At 68.2% G+C, this 16168-nt stretch carries 15 protein-coding genes; 4 read left to right on the top strand and 11 right to left on the bottom strand.

The window, feature by feature from the left end; genetic code table 11:
- Nucleotides 1–555 carry a DUF2062 domain-containing protein gene (locus AC2EBS_RS01430; protein WP_484726602.1) on the top strand — a complete coding sequence of 185 codons (555 nt, stop codon included), beginning with the start codon at nucleotides 1–3 and terminating at the stop codon, nucleotides 553–555.
- Here AC2EBS_RS01430 and AC2EBS_RS01425 read toward each other — a convergent pair.
- Nucleotides 535–1242 (bottom strand): ABC transporter ATP-binding protein, encoded by a 708-nt coding sequence (locus tag AC2EBS_RS01425; protein WP_484726601.1) that lies wholly within the window; start codon nucleotides 1240–1242, stop codon nucleotides 535–537. The genes AC2EBS_RS01430 and AC2EBS_RS01425 overlap by 21 nt on opposite strands.
- A gap of 58 nt (nucleotides 1243–1300) precedes the next feature.
- On the opposite strand from AC2EBS_RS01425, the gene AC2EBS_RS01420 reads away from it, so the two are divergent.
- Complete coding sequence (locus tag AC2EBS_RS01420) at nucleotides 1301–1918, top strand: arylesterase (RefSeq protein WP_484727539.1); 618 nt, start codon at nucleotides 1301–1303, stop codon at nucleotides 1916–1918.
- Nucleotides 1919–1960: 42 nt separating this feature from the next.
- Here the strand turns inward: AC2EBS_RS01420 and AC2EBS_RS01415 are convergent, their stop codons facing one another.
- The gene (locus AC2EBS_RS01415; RefSeq protein WP_484726600.1) at nucleotides 1961–3865 is read right to left on the bottom strand and encodes a DUF6600 domain-containing protein; all 1905 of its coding nucleotides are present in this window, start codon (nucleotides 3863–3865) and stop codon (nucleotides 1961–1963) included.
- Nucleotides 3866–3984: 119 nt separating this feature from the next.
- Nucleotides 3985–4521: a peptide deformylase gene (def, locus tag AC2EBS_RS01410; protein ID WP_484726599.1), complete on the bottom strand. Its 537-nt coding sequence runs from the start codon at nucleotides 4519–4521 to the stop codon at nucleotides 3985–3987.
- Nucleotides 4522–4605: 84 nt separating this feature from the next.
- On the opposite strand from def, the gene AC2EBS_RS01405 reads away from it, so the two are divergent.
- The gene (locus AC2EBS_RS01405) at nucleotides 4606–5574 is read left to right on the top strand and encodes an MBL fold metallo-hydrolase (protein ID WP_484726598.1); all 969 of its coding nucleotides are present in this window, start codon (nucleotides 4606–4608) and stop codon (nucleotides 5572–5574) included.
- 12 nt (nucleotides 5575–5586) lie between these two features.
- On the opposite strand, the gene AC2EBS_RS01400 is transcribed toward AC2EBS_RS01405, so the two are convergent.
- Nucleotides 5587–6309: a YebC/PmpR family DNA-binding transcriptional regulator gene (locus AC2EBS_RS01400; protein ID WP_484726597.1), complete on the bottom strand. Its 723-nt coding sequence runs from the start codon at nucleotides 6307–6309 to the stop codon at nucleotides 5587–5589.
- An 843-nt stretch (nucleotides 6310–7152) separates the two neighbouring features.
- Here AC2EBS_RS01400 and AC2EBS_RS01395 point away from each other — a divergent pair.
- A complete protein-coding gene (locus AC2EBS_RS01395; RefSeq protein ID WP_484726596.1) occupies nucleotides 7153–7281 on the top strand; it encodes a hypothetical protein in 129 nt (42 codons plus the stop codon).
- Between the two features lie 78 nt (nucleotides 7282–7359).
- On the opposite strand, the gene AC2EBS_RS01390 is transcribed toward AC2EBS_RS01395, so the two are convergent.
- The 7 genes from AC2EBS_RS01390 to AC2EBS_RS01360 all read right to left on the bottom strand — a co-directional run bounded on the left by AC2EBS_RS01390 (nucleotide 7360) and on the right by AC2EBS_RS01360 (nucleotide 16167).
- A complete protein-coding gene (locus AC2EBS_RS01390; RefSeq protein ID WP_484727538.1) occupies nucleotides 7360–9210 on the bottom strand; it encodes an ABC transporter ATP-binding protein in 1851 nt (616 codons plus the stop codon).
- 72 nt (nucleotides 9211–9282) lie between these two features.
- Entirely contained in the window at nucleotides 9283–10251 is a 969-nt protein-coding gene (locus AC2EBS_RS01385) for an MBL fold metallo-hydrolase (RefSeq protein ID WP_484726595.1), read from the bottom strand.
- Between the two features lie 125 nt (nucleotides 10252–10376).
- On the bottom strand, nucleotides 10377–11888 hold the full coding sequence (gene ntrC, locus AC2EBS_RS01380; RefSeq protein ID WP_484726594.1) for a nitrogen regulation protein NR(I): 1512 nt from the start codon (nucleotides 11886–11888) through the stop codon (nucleotides 10377–10379).
- A gap of 43 nt (nucleotides 11889–11931) precedes the next feature.
- The gene (gene glnL / locus AC2EBS_RS01375) at nucleotides 11932–13029 is read right to left on the bottom strand and encodes a nitrogen regulation protein NR(II) (RefSeq protein WP_484726593.1); all 1098 of its coding nucleotides are present in this window, start codon (nucleotides 13027–13029) and stop codon (nucleotides 11932–11934) included.
- A 36-nt stretch (nucleotides 13030–13065) separates the two neighbouring features.
- The gene (locus AC2EBS_RS01370; RefSeq protein ID WP_484726592.1) at nucleotides 13066–13578 is read right to left on the bottom strand and encodes a hypothetical protein; all 513 of its coding nucleotides are present in this window, start codon (nucleotides 13576–13578) and stop codon (nucleotides 13066–13068) included.
- 129 nt (nucleotides 13579–13707) lie between these two features.
- Complete coding sequence (gene glnA / locus AC2EBS_RS01365) at nucleotides 13708–15123, bottom strand: type I glutamate--ammonia ligase (protein ID WP_484726591.1); 1416 nt, start codon at nucleotides 15121–15123, stop codon at nucleotides 13708–13710.
- 237 nt (nucleotides 15124–15360) lie between these two features.
- Nucleotides 15361–16167, bottom strand: coding sequence for a competence/damage-inducible protein A (locus AC2EBS_RS01360; protein WP_484726590.1), 807 nt, complete (start codon nucleotides 16165–16167; stop codon nucleotides 15361–15363).
- Between the last annotated feature and the right edge of the window lies 1 nt (nucleotide 16168).

Below are 16168 nucleotides of genomic sequence, written 5' to 3'. Positions count from 1 at the left end.
GTGCCCGCCACCCGCATCGCCCGCCGCTTGCTGCCGCATCCCGATGTGCTGATGCAGACGCGCAGCCTGGCCTGGCTGGGCCGCTACCTGTCCACGCGCCCCTGGCTGTGGGTGGCGCATCGGCGCCGTGTCGCGCTGGGCGTGGCGCTGGGCCTGGGCATCGGCGTGATTCCGCTGCCGACGCAGATGTTTCTGGCGGCGCTGCTGGCCATCGTCTTTCGCGGCAACGTGGCCGCCGCCGTGGCTGCCACCTGGCTGACCAACCCCTTCACGCTGGTCCCCATCTGGGGTCTGGCGATCTGGTTGGGCAGCCTGGCCTCGGGGCACGAGGGCCCGATCGCCACGCCGGAGATGCTGCAAATCGTTTGGACCGAGCCGGCGAGTTGGGGGCCGACGCTGTGGGCCTGGGTGCAGGCCCTCGGCCATCCGCTGCTGGTGGGGCTGCCGCTTGCGGGGCTGGTGCTGGGTGCCGCAGCCTATGCGGTGGTCTACCTGGGCTGGTGGGCCGTGATCCGCGGCGAGCGCTGGCGGCGGCTACGCCGCCGCGCGCGCTAGCTCGCTCAGGCGCCCGGCCTCCATGCGCAGCTGACGCTCGCAGCGCGCCGCGATCTGCGGATCATGGGTCACCAGCACCAGCGTCGTGCCGGCTTCACGGTTCATCTCGAACATCAGCTCCATCACCGCCGCGCCGGTGGCGAAGTCCAGGCTGCCGGTCGGTTCGTCGGCCAGCAGCAGCTCGGGCTTCTGCACGAAGGCACGCGCCAGCGCAACGCGCTGCTGCTCGCCGCCGGACAGCACGCGCGGATAGTGGCCCAGGCGTTCGCCCAGGCCAACGCGCTGCAGCATCGCCGTGGCCTGCGCGCGCGCATCGCGTTCGCCGCGCAACTCCAGCGGCAGCATGACGTTCTCGAGCGCGGTCAGATGGGCCAGCAACTGGAAGCTCTGGAACACAAAGCCTACATGGCGCGCACGCAGCGCCGCACGACGATCCTCGTCGAGCTCGAAGAGCTGTTGGCCGCAGAGCCTGACGCTGCCACTGCTGGGCGTATCCAGACCGGCCAGAATGGCCAGCAAGGTGCTCTTGCCCGAGCCCGAGGCGCCCACCACCGCCACCGACTCGCGCGGCTGCAGCGTGAACGAGATGTCGTGCAGGATGGTGAGCTGGCCGCCGGCGTCCTGCACCTGCTTGCTGACCTGATCGACTTCGATAATGGGCGCGTGACGAGAGCTTTGTGACGACATGGGGAGTACTGGCTTGAACTTCTTCGGCAAGGACAGCAGCAGCAAGCGGCGTGAGTGGATGCGGGACTGTAGCCTGCTGGCGCTGTCCACGGTGCTACCGGGTCTTGTGGGCGCCACGCCGGCGCGCCGCATCGTCGTGCTCGGCGACAGCCTGTCGGCGGAGTACGGCATCGCGCGCGGCAGCGGCTGGGTGGCGCTGCTGGAGCGCCGCCTGCAGCAGCGCAAGATCTCCGCCGAGGTGGTCAATGCCAGCATCAGCGGCGACACCACGGCCGGTGGTCGCGCACGCCTGCCGGCGCTGCTGGAACGACAGCGCCCGACGCACCTGATCATCGAGCTGGGGGGCAACGACGCGCTGCGCGGCCTGCCGCTGGCATCGACGCGCGACAACCTGCGCGCGATGGTGCGCGCCGGCAAGGCCGCCAAGGCCAAGGTGCTGCTGGTGGGCATGCAGGTGCCGCCCAACTACGGCCCGGCCTACAGCCGCGACTTCGCCGCGCTGTTCGGCGAGATCGCGCGCGAGGAGAAGACGGCGCTGACGCCCTTCCTGCTCGCAGGCGTGGCCGACCGACCGGACGCCGAGTCCTGGTTCCAGCCCGACCGCATCCACCCGCTGGCCAAGGCCCATCCGCTGATGCTGGAGCAGGTCTGGCGCGATCTCGCCCCCCTGCTCTGAGCTGGCACCGGGAGGGGCAGCGGCCACCTCCCCACCGGCAGTTCAGCGCAGATGCTCGCGCGGGTTCTCGCGGTTCCTGTTGCCCTTGTCGGCATCGCCGCCCCGCTCGGCCGGAGCCGGGCGAGGACGCTCCACGGCCGGCGCCTGCGGCCGCGAGGGCATGGGGGCCGGCATGGGCATGGCGCGCTGCTCGGGCGGACGCTCGATCTGGCGCTCGGTCGGCCGCTCGATGGGACGCTCGAACTGCCGCGGCTCCGCGGGGCGCTCGATCCGGCGCTCGGTCGGCGGCTCCAGCTGACGTTCGGCAGAGCGATCGAAGAAGCGCCTCGAGGGCTGAGGTTGCGGTTGCGGTTGAGACTGCCCGGGCGTCAGGTCCGTCGGCATGCCGTCCACGCGGCGCGGCACAGGCCCGATGGCTGGCGGCTCGCTGCGCGCATCAGGAAGCGTGGGCTCGACACGCTGGCGCGGGCGTTCCGCTGCCTGACCATCCTCCGGCCTGGGCTGGCGCGGGAACGGCGGCTCGGGCATCACACGCGGCGGCTGCGGTTGCTGCGACAGCGGCGGCTGTGACGGCAGCGGCGTGACAGACGGCGTGGAGGTGCCCGGCGGTGTGACCGGCCACTGGATGCCGCGGCCCGGCTGCGACGCGCGTTCGCCGCCACGCTCGCCACGTTCGACGCGCTCTCCTCGTTCATAGGGCCGGTCGGGGAAACGCTCACCCGGCCGATAGTCACCACGCCCCTCACCCGGCCGGGAGGGCGGTATCACGCCGCGCGCTGGCGGCAGTGGCGCCGGCAGGTGTTCGCGCTCGATGCGCTCACGATGTGCGGGCGTGTGGCGATAGATCGGCTTGTAGACCTCGCGCGGCGGCAGCGGCGCCCAGGTGCCGGGTCGCGGCGGCGGCGGCCGTCGGCCGGCGCTGCCCAGGTTGATATGGACACTCCAGCTGACCAGGCCCGGCGAGTAGACCGGCCGCGCCACGTAGCGCCCCGGTACCCAGCACCAGCGTCCGCCGACGATCACCCAGCGGCCATAGTGGAAGGGCGCGAAGCCCCAGGGCGACTCGTCGACCCAGGTCCAGCCCCAGCGTGCCGTCCACACCCAACGGCCATGGCGGTAAGGCTCCCAGCCAGGCGCGACCTGCGTCGGGAACCAGATCGCACCGTACTCCACATGGCTCTCCCAGCGGCCGTAGCGGTCCAGATCCTCGGCACCGGTCATCTCCGGCGACACATAGCGGTAGCTCTCGATCTCGCCCTCGGTCTCGCGCTGGTTCTGCAGCCAGCGCGCGAAGGCATCGCGCTCGCTGCCCTGGCGTTCGGTACGCGGGCCATCGGCCCACCAGAACTCGGCCTGTTCGCTGCCGGACAGCCAGACGGCTTCAGCCTGCGGATCGCGGAACTCGAAGCGCAGGCGGCCCTGCCACACCGTGGCACGACTGCCGCGCTGCAGCTGATCGACGCGGAACAGCCCCTCGCCCTCCGGGTAGGCGCGCCCCTCGCGGGTGAGCAGCCTGTAGTCCTGCGCCTGCTCCCGGCTGCGCAGGCGCAAGGCCAGGCTGCCGCGCTCCACGCGCAGCAGCACGCGTTCGTCGTCCAGGCGCTCGAACTCGATCTCGCTGCGCTCGTCCAGCCACAGTGTGGTGGAGCCGATGCGCAGCGTCAGGCGGGCACCGGCGTCACTGCGCAGGCGGTCGCCCTCCTCCAGCGTCTGGTTGCGCGCCAGACGCTCCCAATCACGCGCATCGCGGTCGAAGACCCAGGCTTCGCCGCCATGGATCTCGGCCACTCGGCCGGCACGAGCCGGCGGATCCTCGGCACGCGCGGCACCAGTCAGCACCGCCAAGCCGATGAACAAGGCAAATGCAGTGCGCAAACGCCGCAAGCGAGCAGCGGCAGGTTCGGGAATGCGGCTGGGCTCGGCAACGCGCATGGGACGGGTCGTCATGTTCGACATCTCCTCGTGACGCATGCTGAACGCACGAGACCGGTCTTGCGCCGACCGCGTTTACACAAATTTGCGCGCGCGCTCTGGAGCCCGGCTCTCCACCGAGCCGAAGCGGCGCCTCAGTCGTCGGCCGCCGGGTCCAGCTCCGGGAAGAGCACCGAGGTGAAACCGAAGCGGCTGAAGTCCTTCACCCGCATCGGATAGAGCACCCCGTCCAGGTGGTCGCACTCGTGCTGCACCACGCGGGCATGAAAGCCCTCGGCCTCGCGCTCGATCGGCTGGCCCTCGATGTCGAAACCGCGGTAGCGGATGCGCGCGGCCCGCGGCACCACGCCGCGCAGGCCCGGCACCGAGAGGCACCCTTCCCAGCCCTCTTCCACTTCGCTGCCCAGCACCTCGATCACCGGGTTCAGCAGCACCGTGGGCGGCACCGGCGGCGCATCCGGATAGCGCGTGATGCGCTCGTAGCCGAAGATCACCAGGCGCAGGTCGACGCCGATCTGCGGCGCCGCCAGGCCCGCGCCCTGCGCGGCCTTCATGGTCTCGAACATATCGGCCACCAGCTCGCGCAACGCGGGCGTGCCGAACTCGGTCACCGGCCTCGCCACGCGCAGCAGGCGCGCGTCGCCCATCTTCAGAATCTCGTGAACGGCCATGGTCGGGGCGAAGCTTTGCTCGCTTGGGTTAAGGTGGCGGCCATTCTAAGAACGCCTCAAGAACACCGACGGAGACCCGATCCCATGCCCGACTTTCTGCAGCCCCTGGGCGATGGCATCTACGCCATCGACACCGGCTTCCAGCGCGAGCGCTTCGACGCCGCCTACCTGATTACCGAAGCCGGCCGCGCCGCCTTCATCGACACCGGCACGAACCACAGCGTGCCGCGCCTGCTGGCCAGCCTAGCCGCGCTGGGCATCGCGCGCGAGGCGGTGGACTGGGTCATCCCCACCCATGTGCATCTGGACCATGCCGGCGGCGTGGGCCTGTTGATGCAGTCGCTGCCCTCGGCGCGCCTGCTGGTGCACCCGCGCGGCCTGCGCCATCTGGTGAGCCCGACGGCGCTGTGGGCCGGCGCACTGGCGGTCTATGGCGAAGAGGAAATGCAGCGCAGCTACGGCCGCCTGGTCGGCGTGCCCGAAGAGCGCGCCGAAGCCAGCCAGGACGGGCAGCTGATAAGCCTGGCCGGGCGTCCCCTGCTGCTGATCGACACCCCCGGCCACGCCCGCCACCACCACTGCATCTGGGACGAGCGCAGCGGCGGCTGGTTCACCGGCGACACCTTCGGCATCGCCTACCCGGAGTTCACGCGCGCATCGGACGGCGCGCCCTGGCTCTTCCCCACCAGCACGCCGGTGCAGTTCGAGCCCGAGGCGCTGCGCGCCTCGGTCGCGCGCCTGCTAGAAAAATCACCGCGCGCGATGTACCTGACGCACTACAGCCGCGTGGGCCGCAGCGCCGACGAGGTGCGCGCGCTGGCCGACTATCTGCTGCAGCTGGTCGACGCGATGGTGGCCGCCGCGCTGGCGGTGAAAGACCTGGCCGGCCCGGAGCGCCATAAGGCCCTGAAAGCGCGGCTGCTGGCCCTGTACCAGCAGCACGCCTGCGCACACCAGCCGGCGCTGACGACCGAGGCCGTGGCCGAGCTGCTGGCCTCGGACGTGGAGCTGAACGCGCAGGGCCTGGAGGTCTGGCTGGACAAGCAGCAGTAGCGAAGCGGAGACTCAGCCCGCCAGCGCCACGTAGACCTCCTGCACATCGTCGTTCGCGTCGATGGCGGCGAGGAAGGCCTCCACCTCCTCCAGCTCAGCCGCGCCCAGCGTGACCGGGTTCTTGGGCCGATAGCCCAGCTTGGCCGAGTTCACATGGAAGCCCTGCGCCGGCAGCGCACGGCAGACGAGGTCGAGATCGGCTGCGTCGGTATAGAACTGCGCGCCACCGCCCTCGCCGCTGTCTTCGTCCGGCGCCAGGATCTCGAAGTCCTGCGCGCCGGCCTCGATGGCCGCCAGCTCGGCATCGGCACCCGGCTGCAGCGGGCTGGCTTCGATGATGCCCACATGATCGAAATCCCAGCTCACCGAGCCGCTGACGCCCAGCTGGCCCTTGCGGAACAGCACGCGCATTTCCGACGCGGCGCGGTTCACGTTGTCTGTCAGGCACTCGACGATCACCGCCACGCGGTGCGGCGCGAAGCCCTCATAGGTGACGCGCTCGAAGCTCACCGCCTCGCCCAGCAGGCCGGCACCCTTCTTGATCGCGCGCTCCAGCGTCTCGCGCGGCATCGAGGCCTTCTTCGCCTGTTCCACCACCATGCGCAGCCGCGCATTCATGTCCGGGTCGGCGCCATTGCGCGCGGCCTGCATGATTTCCTTGGACAGCTTGGTGAACATCCGGCCCTTGGCATTCGCCGCGATGTCCTTGTGCTTGGCCTTCCACTGTGCGCCCATACGACTTTCTCTTTCCTTCTTGGCTTCGCTGCCTTGCTTCAAACGGGGGCTTATACACCCGGGCTGGGGAGGCGGGCGGCGGGTGAGGTCAAGCGCGTGGTGAAGAGCGGCAAGCCCGGGGCAAAAGCGACTCGGCGGAGGTGACTTTCGGCCAGGAGCTGCAACCGGCCCATGTCTGATTCAAGGGCGTACATACAGTCAAGCTAGCGCGCGACCTGTGCGCATGCTTGAATGTCGGGCGAAAACCTCAATGATCCGGATACACCCGTTAGGGCGAGCAAATTCCATTCTTCGTCTCGCCCGCGAACAGAGGCAACCTGAGTCTCAGTCATGAACACCGCTGTCAACCCGGACTCGTTGATCCGCGCTCTTCTGGAACGGTACGCAGCCATATCAACGTATAGAGACCGAGGGTTCGTCTCGCGGGCCTGCCGAGACGGCAGCGCGCCAACGCCGATCCCGTTCTCGACGCTGTTCCGGCGGCCAAGCGGGTTCAGGTTCTCATTTGCCACCGCGCATCCGTACCCCCCGTTGGCACACATGGTCAGCCAACACTGTGTCGGCGCTGACTCGATTGGCGCCTACTCTTGGACAAAGCACCATGAGGAGCCCAGCAGCTTTGAGGTCCATGACGACCTCTCCTCGGCAATTGCTGGAGCAACCGGAATCTCGCGTGGCGCGGCCCACACCATTGCAGGGCTCTTGCTGCCAGACATCGGCGGCCTCATGCTGGGCCACATCCCTGGCTGGAGATTCCTTCGCCGCGAGGCTGTCGAAGGCACAGAGTGTGTTGGGCTGTCAGCCAGTCACAGAGGTTGGGAGCAGTCTCTGTGGATCCACGAGATGACGATGACCCTGCGCAAAGTCGTGCGCAGTGGCGGCGTGACGCCGGAAACGATCGAGGTACGCCGCGAGATCGAGATCGATGGTCCCGTCACCGACGACGAACTGGAGCGCCCCGCTGCGGCCTGACTCTGCATCGTGCGACTGCTTCTCGATCGGGAATCTGGCGATACGAAGCACAAAACCGGGTCGTAAGCTGCCCCGCCCTCACCCCTCCGCCTCCAGCCCCAGGAAGCCCCCACTCTGATGCGCCCACAGCCGCGCATACAAACCGCCAGCGGCCAGCAGCTCGGCGTGCGTGCCCTGCTCGACGATGCGGCCGGCGTCCATCACCACCAGGCGGTCCAGCGCGGCGATGGTCGAGAGGCGGTGAGCGATGGCCACCACGGTCTTGCCTTCCATCAGCGTGTAGAGGCTTTGCTGGATGGCCGCCTCGACCTCGCTGTCCAGCGCGCTGGTGGCTTCGTCCAGCAGCAGGATGGGCGCGTCCTTCAGCATCACGCGGGCGATCGCGATGCGCTGGCGCTGGCCGCCGCTGAGCTTGACGCCGCGTTCGCCCACATGGGCCTCCAGCCCGGTGCGGCCCTTGGGGTCGGCCAGCGTGGCGATGAACTCGGCCGCGTGGGCGCGCTCGATCGCGGCCTGCAGCTCGGCGGGCGTGGCGTCGGGCCGGCCGTAGAGCACGTTGTCGGCGACCGAGCGGTGCAGCAGCGAGGTGTCCTGCGTGACCATGCCGATATGGCTGCGCAGCGAGTCCTGCGTGACCCGCGCGATGTCCTGGCCGTCGATCAGGATGCGGCCGCCGCCAGCGGGCAGGTCGTGCAGGCGCAGCAGCAGGTTCACCAGCGTGCTCTTGCCCGCACCGCTGCGGCCCACCAGGCCGATCTTCTCGCCGGGGCGGATGGTGAGCTCCAGTCCGTCGATGACGGTCTTGCTCGATGTGCCCTCGCCATAGGCAAAGCGCAACTGCTCGAAGCGGATTTCGCCGCGCGGCACCACCAGTTCGGTAGCGCCGGGCGCGTCGACCACGGTCTGCGGCTTGCTCAGCGTCTGCAGCCCGTCCTGCACCGTGCCGATGTGTTCGAACAGCGAGGCCATCTCCCACATCACCCAGTGCGAGATGCCGTTCAGGCGCATGGCCATCGCGGTGGCCGCCGCCACCGCACCGGCACCGATGGCGCCCTGCCCCCAAAGCGCAATGGCCAGCAGCGCAGTGCTGCCCACCAGTAAGGCCGAGAGCAGCGTATTGACCACCTCGAAGCCAGTGACCAGGCGCATCTGCGCATAGGCCGTCGTCATGAACTCGTCCATCGCGCCGCGGGCGTAGCTGGCTTCGCGCTGGCTGTGCGCGAACAGCTTGACGGTGGCGATATTGGTGTAGGCGTCGGTGATGCGGCCGGTCATCAGGCTGCGCGCATCGGCCTGCTGCTGCGCCACCTGGCCCAGGCGCGGCACGAAGAAGCGCAGCGCCGCCACATAGGCCAGCAGCCAGACGGCGAAGGGAAGCATCAGCCAGGGATCGAAGCTGCCGACGATGGCCACCAGCGTGCCGAAGTAGACGATCACGTAGACGAGGATGTCCACGACGATCAGCCACGTGTCGCGCACGGCCAGCGCGGTCTGCATCACCTTGGTGGCGATGCGGCCGGCGAACTCGTCGCCGAAGAAGGACAGGCTTTGCGCCAGCATGCGGCGGTGGAACAGCCAGCGCAGCCGCATCGGGAAGTTGCCGAACACGGCCTGGTACTTGCTCAGCGCCTGACCAGCGGCCAGCAGCACGCTGGCCACCAGCACGCCGCCCAGCAGCCACAGCACGGGCTGGGGCTCGCGCCACAGCTGCGCGGGCTGCATGCCGGCCAGCCAGTCCACCAGCCGCGCCATCAGGCTGAACAGCAGGGCCTCGGCGGCAGCGATGCCGGCGGTCAGCAGCGTGACCAGCAGCAGCTGCGGCCGCAGCCCTCCGGTACAGCGCCACAGGAAGGCGAAGAAACGCGCCGGTGGCGCGTCCAGTGCAGCGGCGGGGTAGGCATCGACCCAGCGCTCGAAACGCGCGGCCAGGCCGCGCAGCAGACTCGACAAGCTCATGCCGGCAGTGTCGCAGAGCGCCGCTGCCGGCTGGCGCCTACGGGCTCAAGCAATGGGCTGGAACGCGTAGCCTGTGCCGCTGGGCATGACCCGACCGAAGGCCGGGAACGGGAAGTGGAAGCCGCCCAGCATGGCCTTGCTGTCGACGATGCGCTGGAACATCTCGCGGCGCACCTTGCGTGCGGCCTCGGCATCCATGTCGAAGCTGACCGCCCAGTCGGGGTTGCGGGCGAACAGCGCCGGCACATTGGTCAGGTCGGCGATGTAGAAGAAGCTCTGACCGGCCGACTGCAGCTGGAACAGCGTGTGGCCCGGCGTGTGGCCATAGGCGGCGACCGAGCGGATGCCGGGTGCCACTTCGACCCCCGCCTCGAAGGGCTGCAGCATGCCCGCCGGCATCTGCGCGAAGGTGCGGCGCACATTGTTGAATGCACCCTTCATCCCTTCAGGCGCTGCAGCCATCCTCGCGTCGTCCATCCAGTACGCATGCTCGGCGGCCGGCACCATCACCTTGGCCTTGGGGAAGACATACTCGCCGGCCTTGTTGCGCAGGCCGTTGATGTGATCACCGTGATAGTGGGAGATCAGCACCGTGTCGATGTCGCCGGGCTGGAAGCCGGCAGCGCGCAGCTGCTCCAGCAGCTTGCCGGTGGTCGGACCACCGAACTCGCCCAGGCCCGTGTCCATCAGGATGCGGCGCCCACCCGCCACGACCAGGAAGGGCGTGAAAGGCACGTCGATGTAGTCGGTGCTCAAGCCCTGCGAGGCCAGCAGCGCGCGCACCTCGGCGAGCGGCGCGTTCTTGACGAATTCCTCGCCCAGCGGCCGGCGCGCCACGCCGTCCAGCAGCGCGATCACCTCGACATCGCCCACCTTGGCGCGATGAAAGCCTGGATTGGCCAATGTGGGCGTGCCGAAGTTCGGCGCGTTCTGCGCCCACAGCGGCACGAAGCTGCTGGCCGCATAGGCCGTGGTGGCCAGGCCGGCACCGAGGAAGGTACGTCGATTGAGCATGCAGACTCTCCAGTTTGAGAATTGAACCAAACAGTCTGCATCTTCGCGACGACTGGCTCGGCGCGCCCGCCGCAACGGCGGAACCAGGGTGAGGCCTGGGGTTATTGGTGCCGCACCGTGCGCACTCAGGCGTCCAGGCCCAGCTCCTGGATCTTGCGCGTGATGGTGTTGCGGCCTATGCCCAGCTTCTGCGCCGCCTCGATGCGGCGGCCCCGCGTCACCTCCAGCGCGGTGAGGATCAGGCTGGCCTCGAAACGGCGGGTCAGCGCATCCCAGACCTCGGGCTCGCCCGCAGCGAGCAGGCGGCGCGCCTCGCGGGCCATCTCGGCCACCCAGGCATCCGAGCCACCGACCAGGCCGGGGCCCGCGGGTTGCGCCGCAAGACCAGCCGGTGCGAGCTCGGCAGGCAGTGCTGCGGCAGGCTGGCCGGCTGTGGCGGTCAGCAGCGGGCTGGCCAGCGACGATGCCGCGCCCAGCGCAGGCGGCTGCGCCAGCAGTTCCTGCGGCAGGTCCTTGGCCTCGACCACCTGGGCCGGCGCCATCACGCTGAGCCAGTGGCAGACGTTCTCGAGCTGGCGCACATTGCCGGGAAACTCGAAGCTGGTGAGCTTGGCCAGTGCTGCGTCGGACAGGCGCTTGGGCTCGATGCCCAGTTCGTTGGCGCTGCGCTGCAGGAAGTAGCGCGCCAGCACGGGGATGTCCTCGCGGCGCTCGCGCAGCGGCGGCAGGCGCAGGCGGATCACGTTGAGGCGGTGAAACAGGTCTTCGCGAAACACACCCTGGCGCACCCGCTCTTCCAGGTTCTGGTGCGTTGCCGCGATCACGCGCACATTGGCGCGCAGCGGGCTGTGGCCGCCGACGCGATAGAACTGCCCGTCCGAGAGGACGCGCAAGAGTCGCGTTTGCAGGTCCAGCGGCATGTCGCCGATCTCGTCGAGGAACAGCGTGCCGCCATCGGCCTGCTCGAAGCGGCCACGCCGCGTCGCCTGCGCGCCGGTAAAGGCGCCGCGCTCGTGGCCGAAGAGCTCGCTCTCCAGCAAGTCCTTGGGGATCGCGGCGGTGTTGATCGCAACGAAGGGGCCGTCGGCACGCGGGCTGTGCTTGTGCAGCGCCCGAGCGACCAACTCCTTGCCCGAGCCCGACTCGCCGGTGATCAGCACCGTGACATTGCTCTGCGAGAGCCGGCCGATGGCGCGGAACACATCCTGCATCGCCGGCGCCTGGCCCAGCATCTCGGGCACCTGCGCCGCGGCCTCCTCGGCCACCGCTTCGCGCTGGCTCTCTTCCTGCGCACGGCGGATCAGCTCGACCGCACGCGAAAGGTCGAAGGGCTTGGGCAGGTATTCGAACGCACCGCCCTGGAAGGCCGCGACCGCGCTGTCCAGGTCGGAGTAGGCGGTCATGATGATGACCGGCAGGCCGGGCAGCTTCTCCTTGACCTTGGCCAGCAGGTCCAGACCCGATCCGCCCGGCATGCGAATGTCGGATACCAGCACCTGCGGGCTGTCCTGCTCCAGCGCCGCGAGCAGGTCGCGGGCATTGCTGAAGCTGCGCACCGGCAGGCCTTCGCGGGCCAGGGCCTTCTCCAGCACGAAGCGGATCGAGTGGTCGTCGTCGACAATCCAGATGGATTTCATGGTGCTTCAGTCGTTCACTGTGTCTGCGGCCGCCGCCTGGATCTCAGGGCAGCGGCAAGGTAATGCGAAAGTCCGTCCGCCCCGGCTCGCTGTCGCAGTCGATCATGCCCTGGTGCTGTTGTGCAATCGTTTGTGCCAAGGTCAGCCCCAGTCCTGATCCACCATCGCGTCCCGATACCAAGGGATAGAAGATTCGCTCGCGGATCTCCGGCGGCACGCCGGGTCCGTTGTCCTGCACATGCAATTCCAGTGCCAAGCGCCAGCGTTGCTTGCCGATCGTGACCTGCCGGGCGATGCGCGTCTGCAAGGTGATCACCGCCGTGCCGTCAGCGATCTGCGCCTGCAGCGCCTGCGCCGCGTTCTGCACGATGTTGAGCACCGCCTGAATCAGTTGCTCTCTATCGCCGCGGAAGTCGGGCAGCGAGGCGTCGTAGTCGCGCAGCACCGTCAGGCCGCGCGGGTACTCGGCCAACACCACCGAGCGCACGCGCTCGCAGACCTCGTGGATGTTGACATCGCCCACCACCTGCGCGCGCCGGTGCGGAGCTAGCAGCCGATCGACCAGCGACTGCAGCCGGTCGGCCTCGTGCACGATGACCTGCGTGTACTCGGCAAGCTCGGTGCCGAGCTCGGTGCCCTCCAGCTCCATGGCCAGCAGCTGGGCAGCGCCGCGTATGCCGCCCAGCGGGTTCTTGATCTCATGGGCCAGATTGCGCACCAGTTCCTTGGTCGCCTGCACCTGATCCAGCGTGCGTTCCTCGCGGTCCTGTCGCGCCTGCTGCGCACTCTCGATCAGCTCGATCAGCACCAGATCGGCGCTGTCGGTCTGACTGACGATCACCTGCACCGGCAGCAGGTCCTCGTGCGGCCTCGGGCCGCGGCGCAGCGTCGCATCAAGACGGCTGCTGGCCACATGGTTGGCCGCCACCGCGCCGACGACTTCGGCCAGGCGCTGCGGATCGGCGAACCAGTCGAACAGATTGGCCCCGACCACGGTGCGCCGCGACAGGCGCATCACGTCCTCGAAGGTGGTGTTGGCGAAGACGCATTCGCCGCCCGCTCGCACCACCGCCACCATGGTGGCCAGCAGGTCGAATGGATCGAAGCCGCCCTGAGGGCGGGCTGTGGTTTGCTCGTTCATGGGGTCGGTTCTCGCCGAGCCGCCCCGCGCTCTTGCTCAGGGCAGCTTGCTGATTTCGCGCTTGAGCGCCTGAATGTCGTTCTCCTGACGGGTGATGGCCGCCTTGAGCTCGGCCACCCGGTCCAGGTACTTCTGGTAGTTGCGTTCGTCGCCGCGCCGCTCGGGGTTGCCGCCGGCGTACTCGCGCTGCAGCGCAGCCAGGCGTCCCTCCGCATCGCGCAGCTCGGTCTCCAGCACCCGCCGACGCTCGTCGTCGCGGTTGCGCTGCTGGGCGGGATCGACACGCGACTCACCACGCGCCCCCTCGGCGCTGCGCGGCGCGGGAGCTGGCGCGGTGCCGGCCGCCGGAGTCGGGGCACGCGGACGCACCGGCTGCACGATGGTGATGGGCGCACCCTCGATCGGACGGCAACCCTTCTCCTGCGCCTCCTTGGGCGTCAGCGCGTCGGTGTAGAGCACCGGCGGGCCGGGGCAGCGATAGACCACCGATTGCGCCAGCGCAGCAGCGCTGGCCAGACCGAGAACGGCAAGAAGCAGAGCGGTTCGCATGGGCTGCAGCATGATGGCGCGATTGTGGCGCATCGCCGCGTAAGCAAAAGAAAAGGGACGGCAAAAGCCGTCCCTCGCCGCGGTGGGACAGCGATGCGCGCTCTGCTGCACGCATGCCGCCCATCGTCATCACAGCGCGTAGTACATGTCGAACTCGACCGGGTGCGTGGCCATGCGGAAGCGGGTCACTTCCTGCATCTTCAGGTCGATGTAGGCATCGATGTAGGAATCGGTGAACACGCCACCCTTGGTCAGGAAGGCACGGTCCTTGTCCAGATACTCCAGCGCCTGGTCCAGGCTGTGGCACACGGTCGGGACCAGCTTGTCCTCTTCCGGCGGCAGGTGGTACAGGTCCTTGGTGGCAGCCTCGCCCGGATGGATCTTGTTCTCCACGCCGTCCAGACCCGCCATCATCAGGGCCGAGAAGGCCAGGTAGGGGTTGGCGGAAGGATCGGGGAAGCGCGCCTCGATGCGGCGGCCCTTCGGGTTCGCCACATAGGGGATGCGGATCGAGGCCGAGCGGTTCTTGGCCGAGTAGGCCAGCTTCACCGGGGCTTCGAAGCCGGGCACCAGACGCTTGTACGAGTTCGTGCCGGGGTTGGTGATGGCATTCAGCGCGCGGGCGTGCTTGATGATGCCGCCGATGTAGTACAGCGCGAAGTCGCTCAGACCGGCATAGCCGTCGCCAGCGAACAGGTTCTTGCCGTCCTTCCAGATCGACTGGTGAACGTGCATGCCGGAGCCGTTGTCGCCGACGATGGGCTTGGGCATGAAGGTCGCGGTCTTGCCGTAGGCGTGGGCGACGTTGGTGATGATGTACTTCTGCAGCTGCAGCCAGTCGGCACGCTTGGTCAGCGTGGCGAACTTGGTGCCGATTTCCATCTGGCCGGCGTTGGCCACCTCATGGTGGTGCACCTCGACCGGAATGCCCATCTGCTCGAGGATCAGGCACATCTCCGAGCGCATGTCCTGGCCGCTGTCGACCGGAGGCACGGGGAAGTAGCCACCCTTGACGGTGGGACGGTAGCCGGTGTTGCCGTGCTCGTATTCCTTGCCGGTGTTCCAGGCGCCCTCTTCCGATTCGATCTTGAAGAAGGAGCCGGACATCTCGTTGCCCCAGCGCACGCTGTCGAACACGAAGAACTCGGGTTCCGGGCCGAAGTAGGCGGTGTCGCCCAGGCCCGAGGCCTTCAGATAGGCTTCGGCGCGCTTGGCCAGCGAACGCGGGTCGCGCTCATAGGCCTTGCCGTCGGTCGGATCGACCACGTCGCAGCTCAGGATCAGGGTCGGCTCTTCGAAGAAGGGGTCGATGTTGGCGGTGTCGGGGTCCGGCATCAGCAGCATGTCCGACGCCTCAATGCCCTTCCAGCCAGCGATCGACGAGCCGTCGAAAGCGTGGCCCGACGTGAACTTGTCTTCGTCGAAATGCGAGACAGGCACGGAAACGTGCTGCTCCTTGCCACGGGTGTCGGTGAAGCGGAAGTCAACGAACTTGACTTCGTTTTCCTTCACCATGTTCATCACATCGGCGACGGTCTTGGCCATCAGTCACTCCTAGCGGATAGCTGTGTACGGTAGGTACGGTTAGCGAAACGGGAACCTTGAGTTCTTGGACTAGCGCTGTAGGCGCGCCCTCTGATCAAAGCAGGTTGCATGCCAAGCAAGGGCATACAGCGCCAGCTCGGTGCACGCCGAGCCGACGCAGGGATTATGCGGTCGCCGGCCTGCCCGCAACTGACACGGCGCAAGCTGGACACAAGTCATGCACCACATTGGTGATGTCTAGCGCACCATTTCAGAGCAAATGCTCGCACCAAGTTGGGACAAGCCCTTCTTCAGCTCTGCATAGGCGGCCTGCAGCATGGTCAGCGGCAGTTCGGGCCCGGCCTTGACTCCCAGCTCGATATGGCGCCCCCAGGTCGGATGGTCGACGCTGGGCAGGCTGAACACCTTGATGCCGGCATGCTCGGCCTCGATGCGTTCCATCAGCGGCGTGAGCGTCGCCTCCATTGCGCCCTGCAGGATCAGCGAGTACTCGCGCATGCCATGACTGCGATGCAGGTCGCGGTGCTTCTCGTCGAGCACCCACTCCATCATCGGGTGCGCCATCACCGGAAAGCCCGGCACGAAGTACACCGTGCCGACATGGAAGCCGGGGATGCCGTTGTACGGGTTGGGCACGATGCCGGCGCCGACGGGAAAGACGCCCATCTCGAAGCGCCGCAGCGTGTCGGGATGGTCCTCTGCGACCGCCTCGCCACGCTCTGCGGCGATCTGCTGAACGCGCCGCCAGATCAGTGCTCTGGCCTCGGGGTGCAACTGCATCTCGCGCCCCAGTGCCGCTGCAGCAGCCTGGCGCGTGTGGTCGTCCGGCGTGGCACCGATGCCGCCACAGCTCACCACCAGGTCTGCGCTGGCGAAGGCGCGCCGCAGCGTGGCAGTCAGCCGCTCGCGATCGTCGCCCACATACTCGACCCAGCTCAGGCTCATGCCCCGCGCCGACAGGATCTCGATGAAGCGGCTCATGTGCTTGTCCTGGCGCTTGCCGGAGAGGATTTCGTCGCCGACGACGATCAGACCGATGTTCATG

The sequence above is a fragment of the Roseateles sp. T103 genome (assembly GCF_057219915.1).
This window is presented reverse-complemented; position numbering and strand designations above follow the sequence as displayed.

Coding starts and splice junctions, on each gene's coding strand:
- AC2EBS_RS01425 (WP_484726601.1), bottom strand. CDS start 1,242: ATGTCGTCACAAAGCTCTCGTCACGCGCCCATTATCGAAGTCGATCAG.
- AC2EBS_RS01420 (WP_484727539.1), top strand. CDS start 1,301: ATGCGGGACTGTAGCCTGCTGGCGCTGTCCACGGTGCTACCGGGTCTT.
- AC2EBS_RS01415 (WP_484726600.1), bottom strand. CDS start 3,865: ATGACGACCCGTCCCATGCGCGTTGCCGAGCCCAGCCGCATTCCCGAA.
- def (WP_484726599.1), bottom strand. CDS start 4,521: ATGGCCGTTCACGAGATTCTGAAGATGGGCGACGCGCGCCTGCTGCGC.
- AC2EBS_RS01405 (WP_484726598.1), top strand. CDS start 4,606: ATGCCCGACTTTCTGCAGCCCCTGGGCGATGGCATCTACGCCATCGAC.
- AC2EBS_RS01400 (WP_484726597.1), bottom strand. CDS start 6,309: ATGGGCGCACAGTGGAAGGCCAAGCACAAGGACATCGCGGCGAATGCC.
- AC2EBS_RS01395 (WP_484726596.1), top strand. CDS start 7,153: ATGACGATGACCCTGCGCAAAGTCGTGCGCAGTGGCGGCGTGACGCCG.
- AC2EBS_RS01385 (WP_484726595.1), bottom strand. CDS start 10,251: ATGCTCAATCGACGTACCTTCCTCGGTGCCGGCCTGGCCACCACGGCC.
- ntrC (WP_484726594.1), bottom strand. CDS start 11,888: ATGAAATCCATCTGGATTGTCGACGACGACCACTCGATCCGCTTCGTG.
- glnL (WP_484726593.1), bottom strand. CDS start 13,029: ATGAACGAGCAAACCACAGCCCGCCCTCAGGGCGGCTTCGATCCATTC.
- AC2EBS_RS01370 (WP_484726592.1), bottom strand. CDS start 13,578: ATGCGAACCGCTCTGCTTCTTGCCGTTCTCGGTCTGGCCAGCGCTGCT.
- glnA (WP_484726591.1), bottom strand. CDS start 15,123: ATGGCCAAGACCGTCGCCGATGTGATGAACATGGTGAAGGAAAACGAA.
- AC2EBS_RS01360 (WP_484726590.1), bottom strand. CDS start 16,167: ATGAACATCGGTCTGATCGTCGTCGGCGACGAAATCCTCTCCGGCAAG.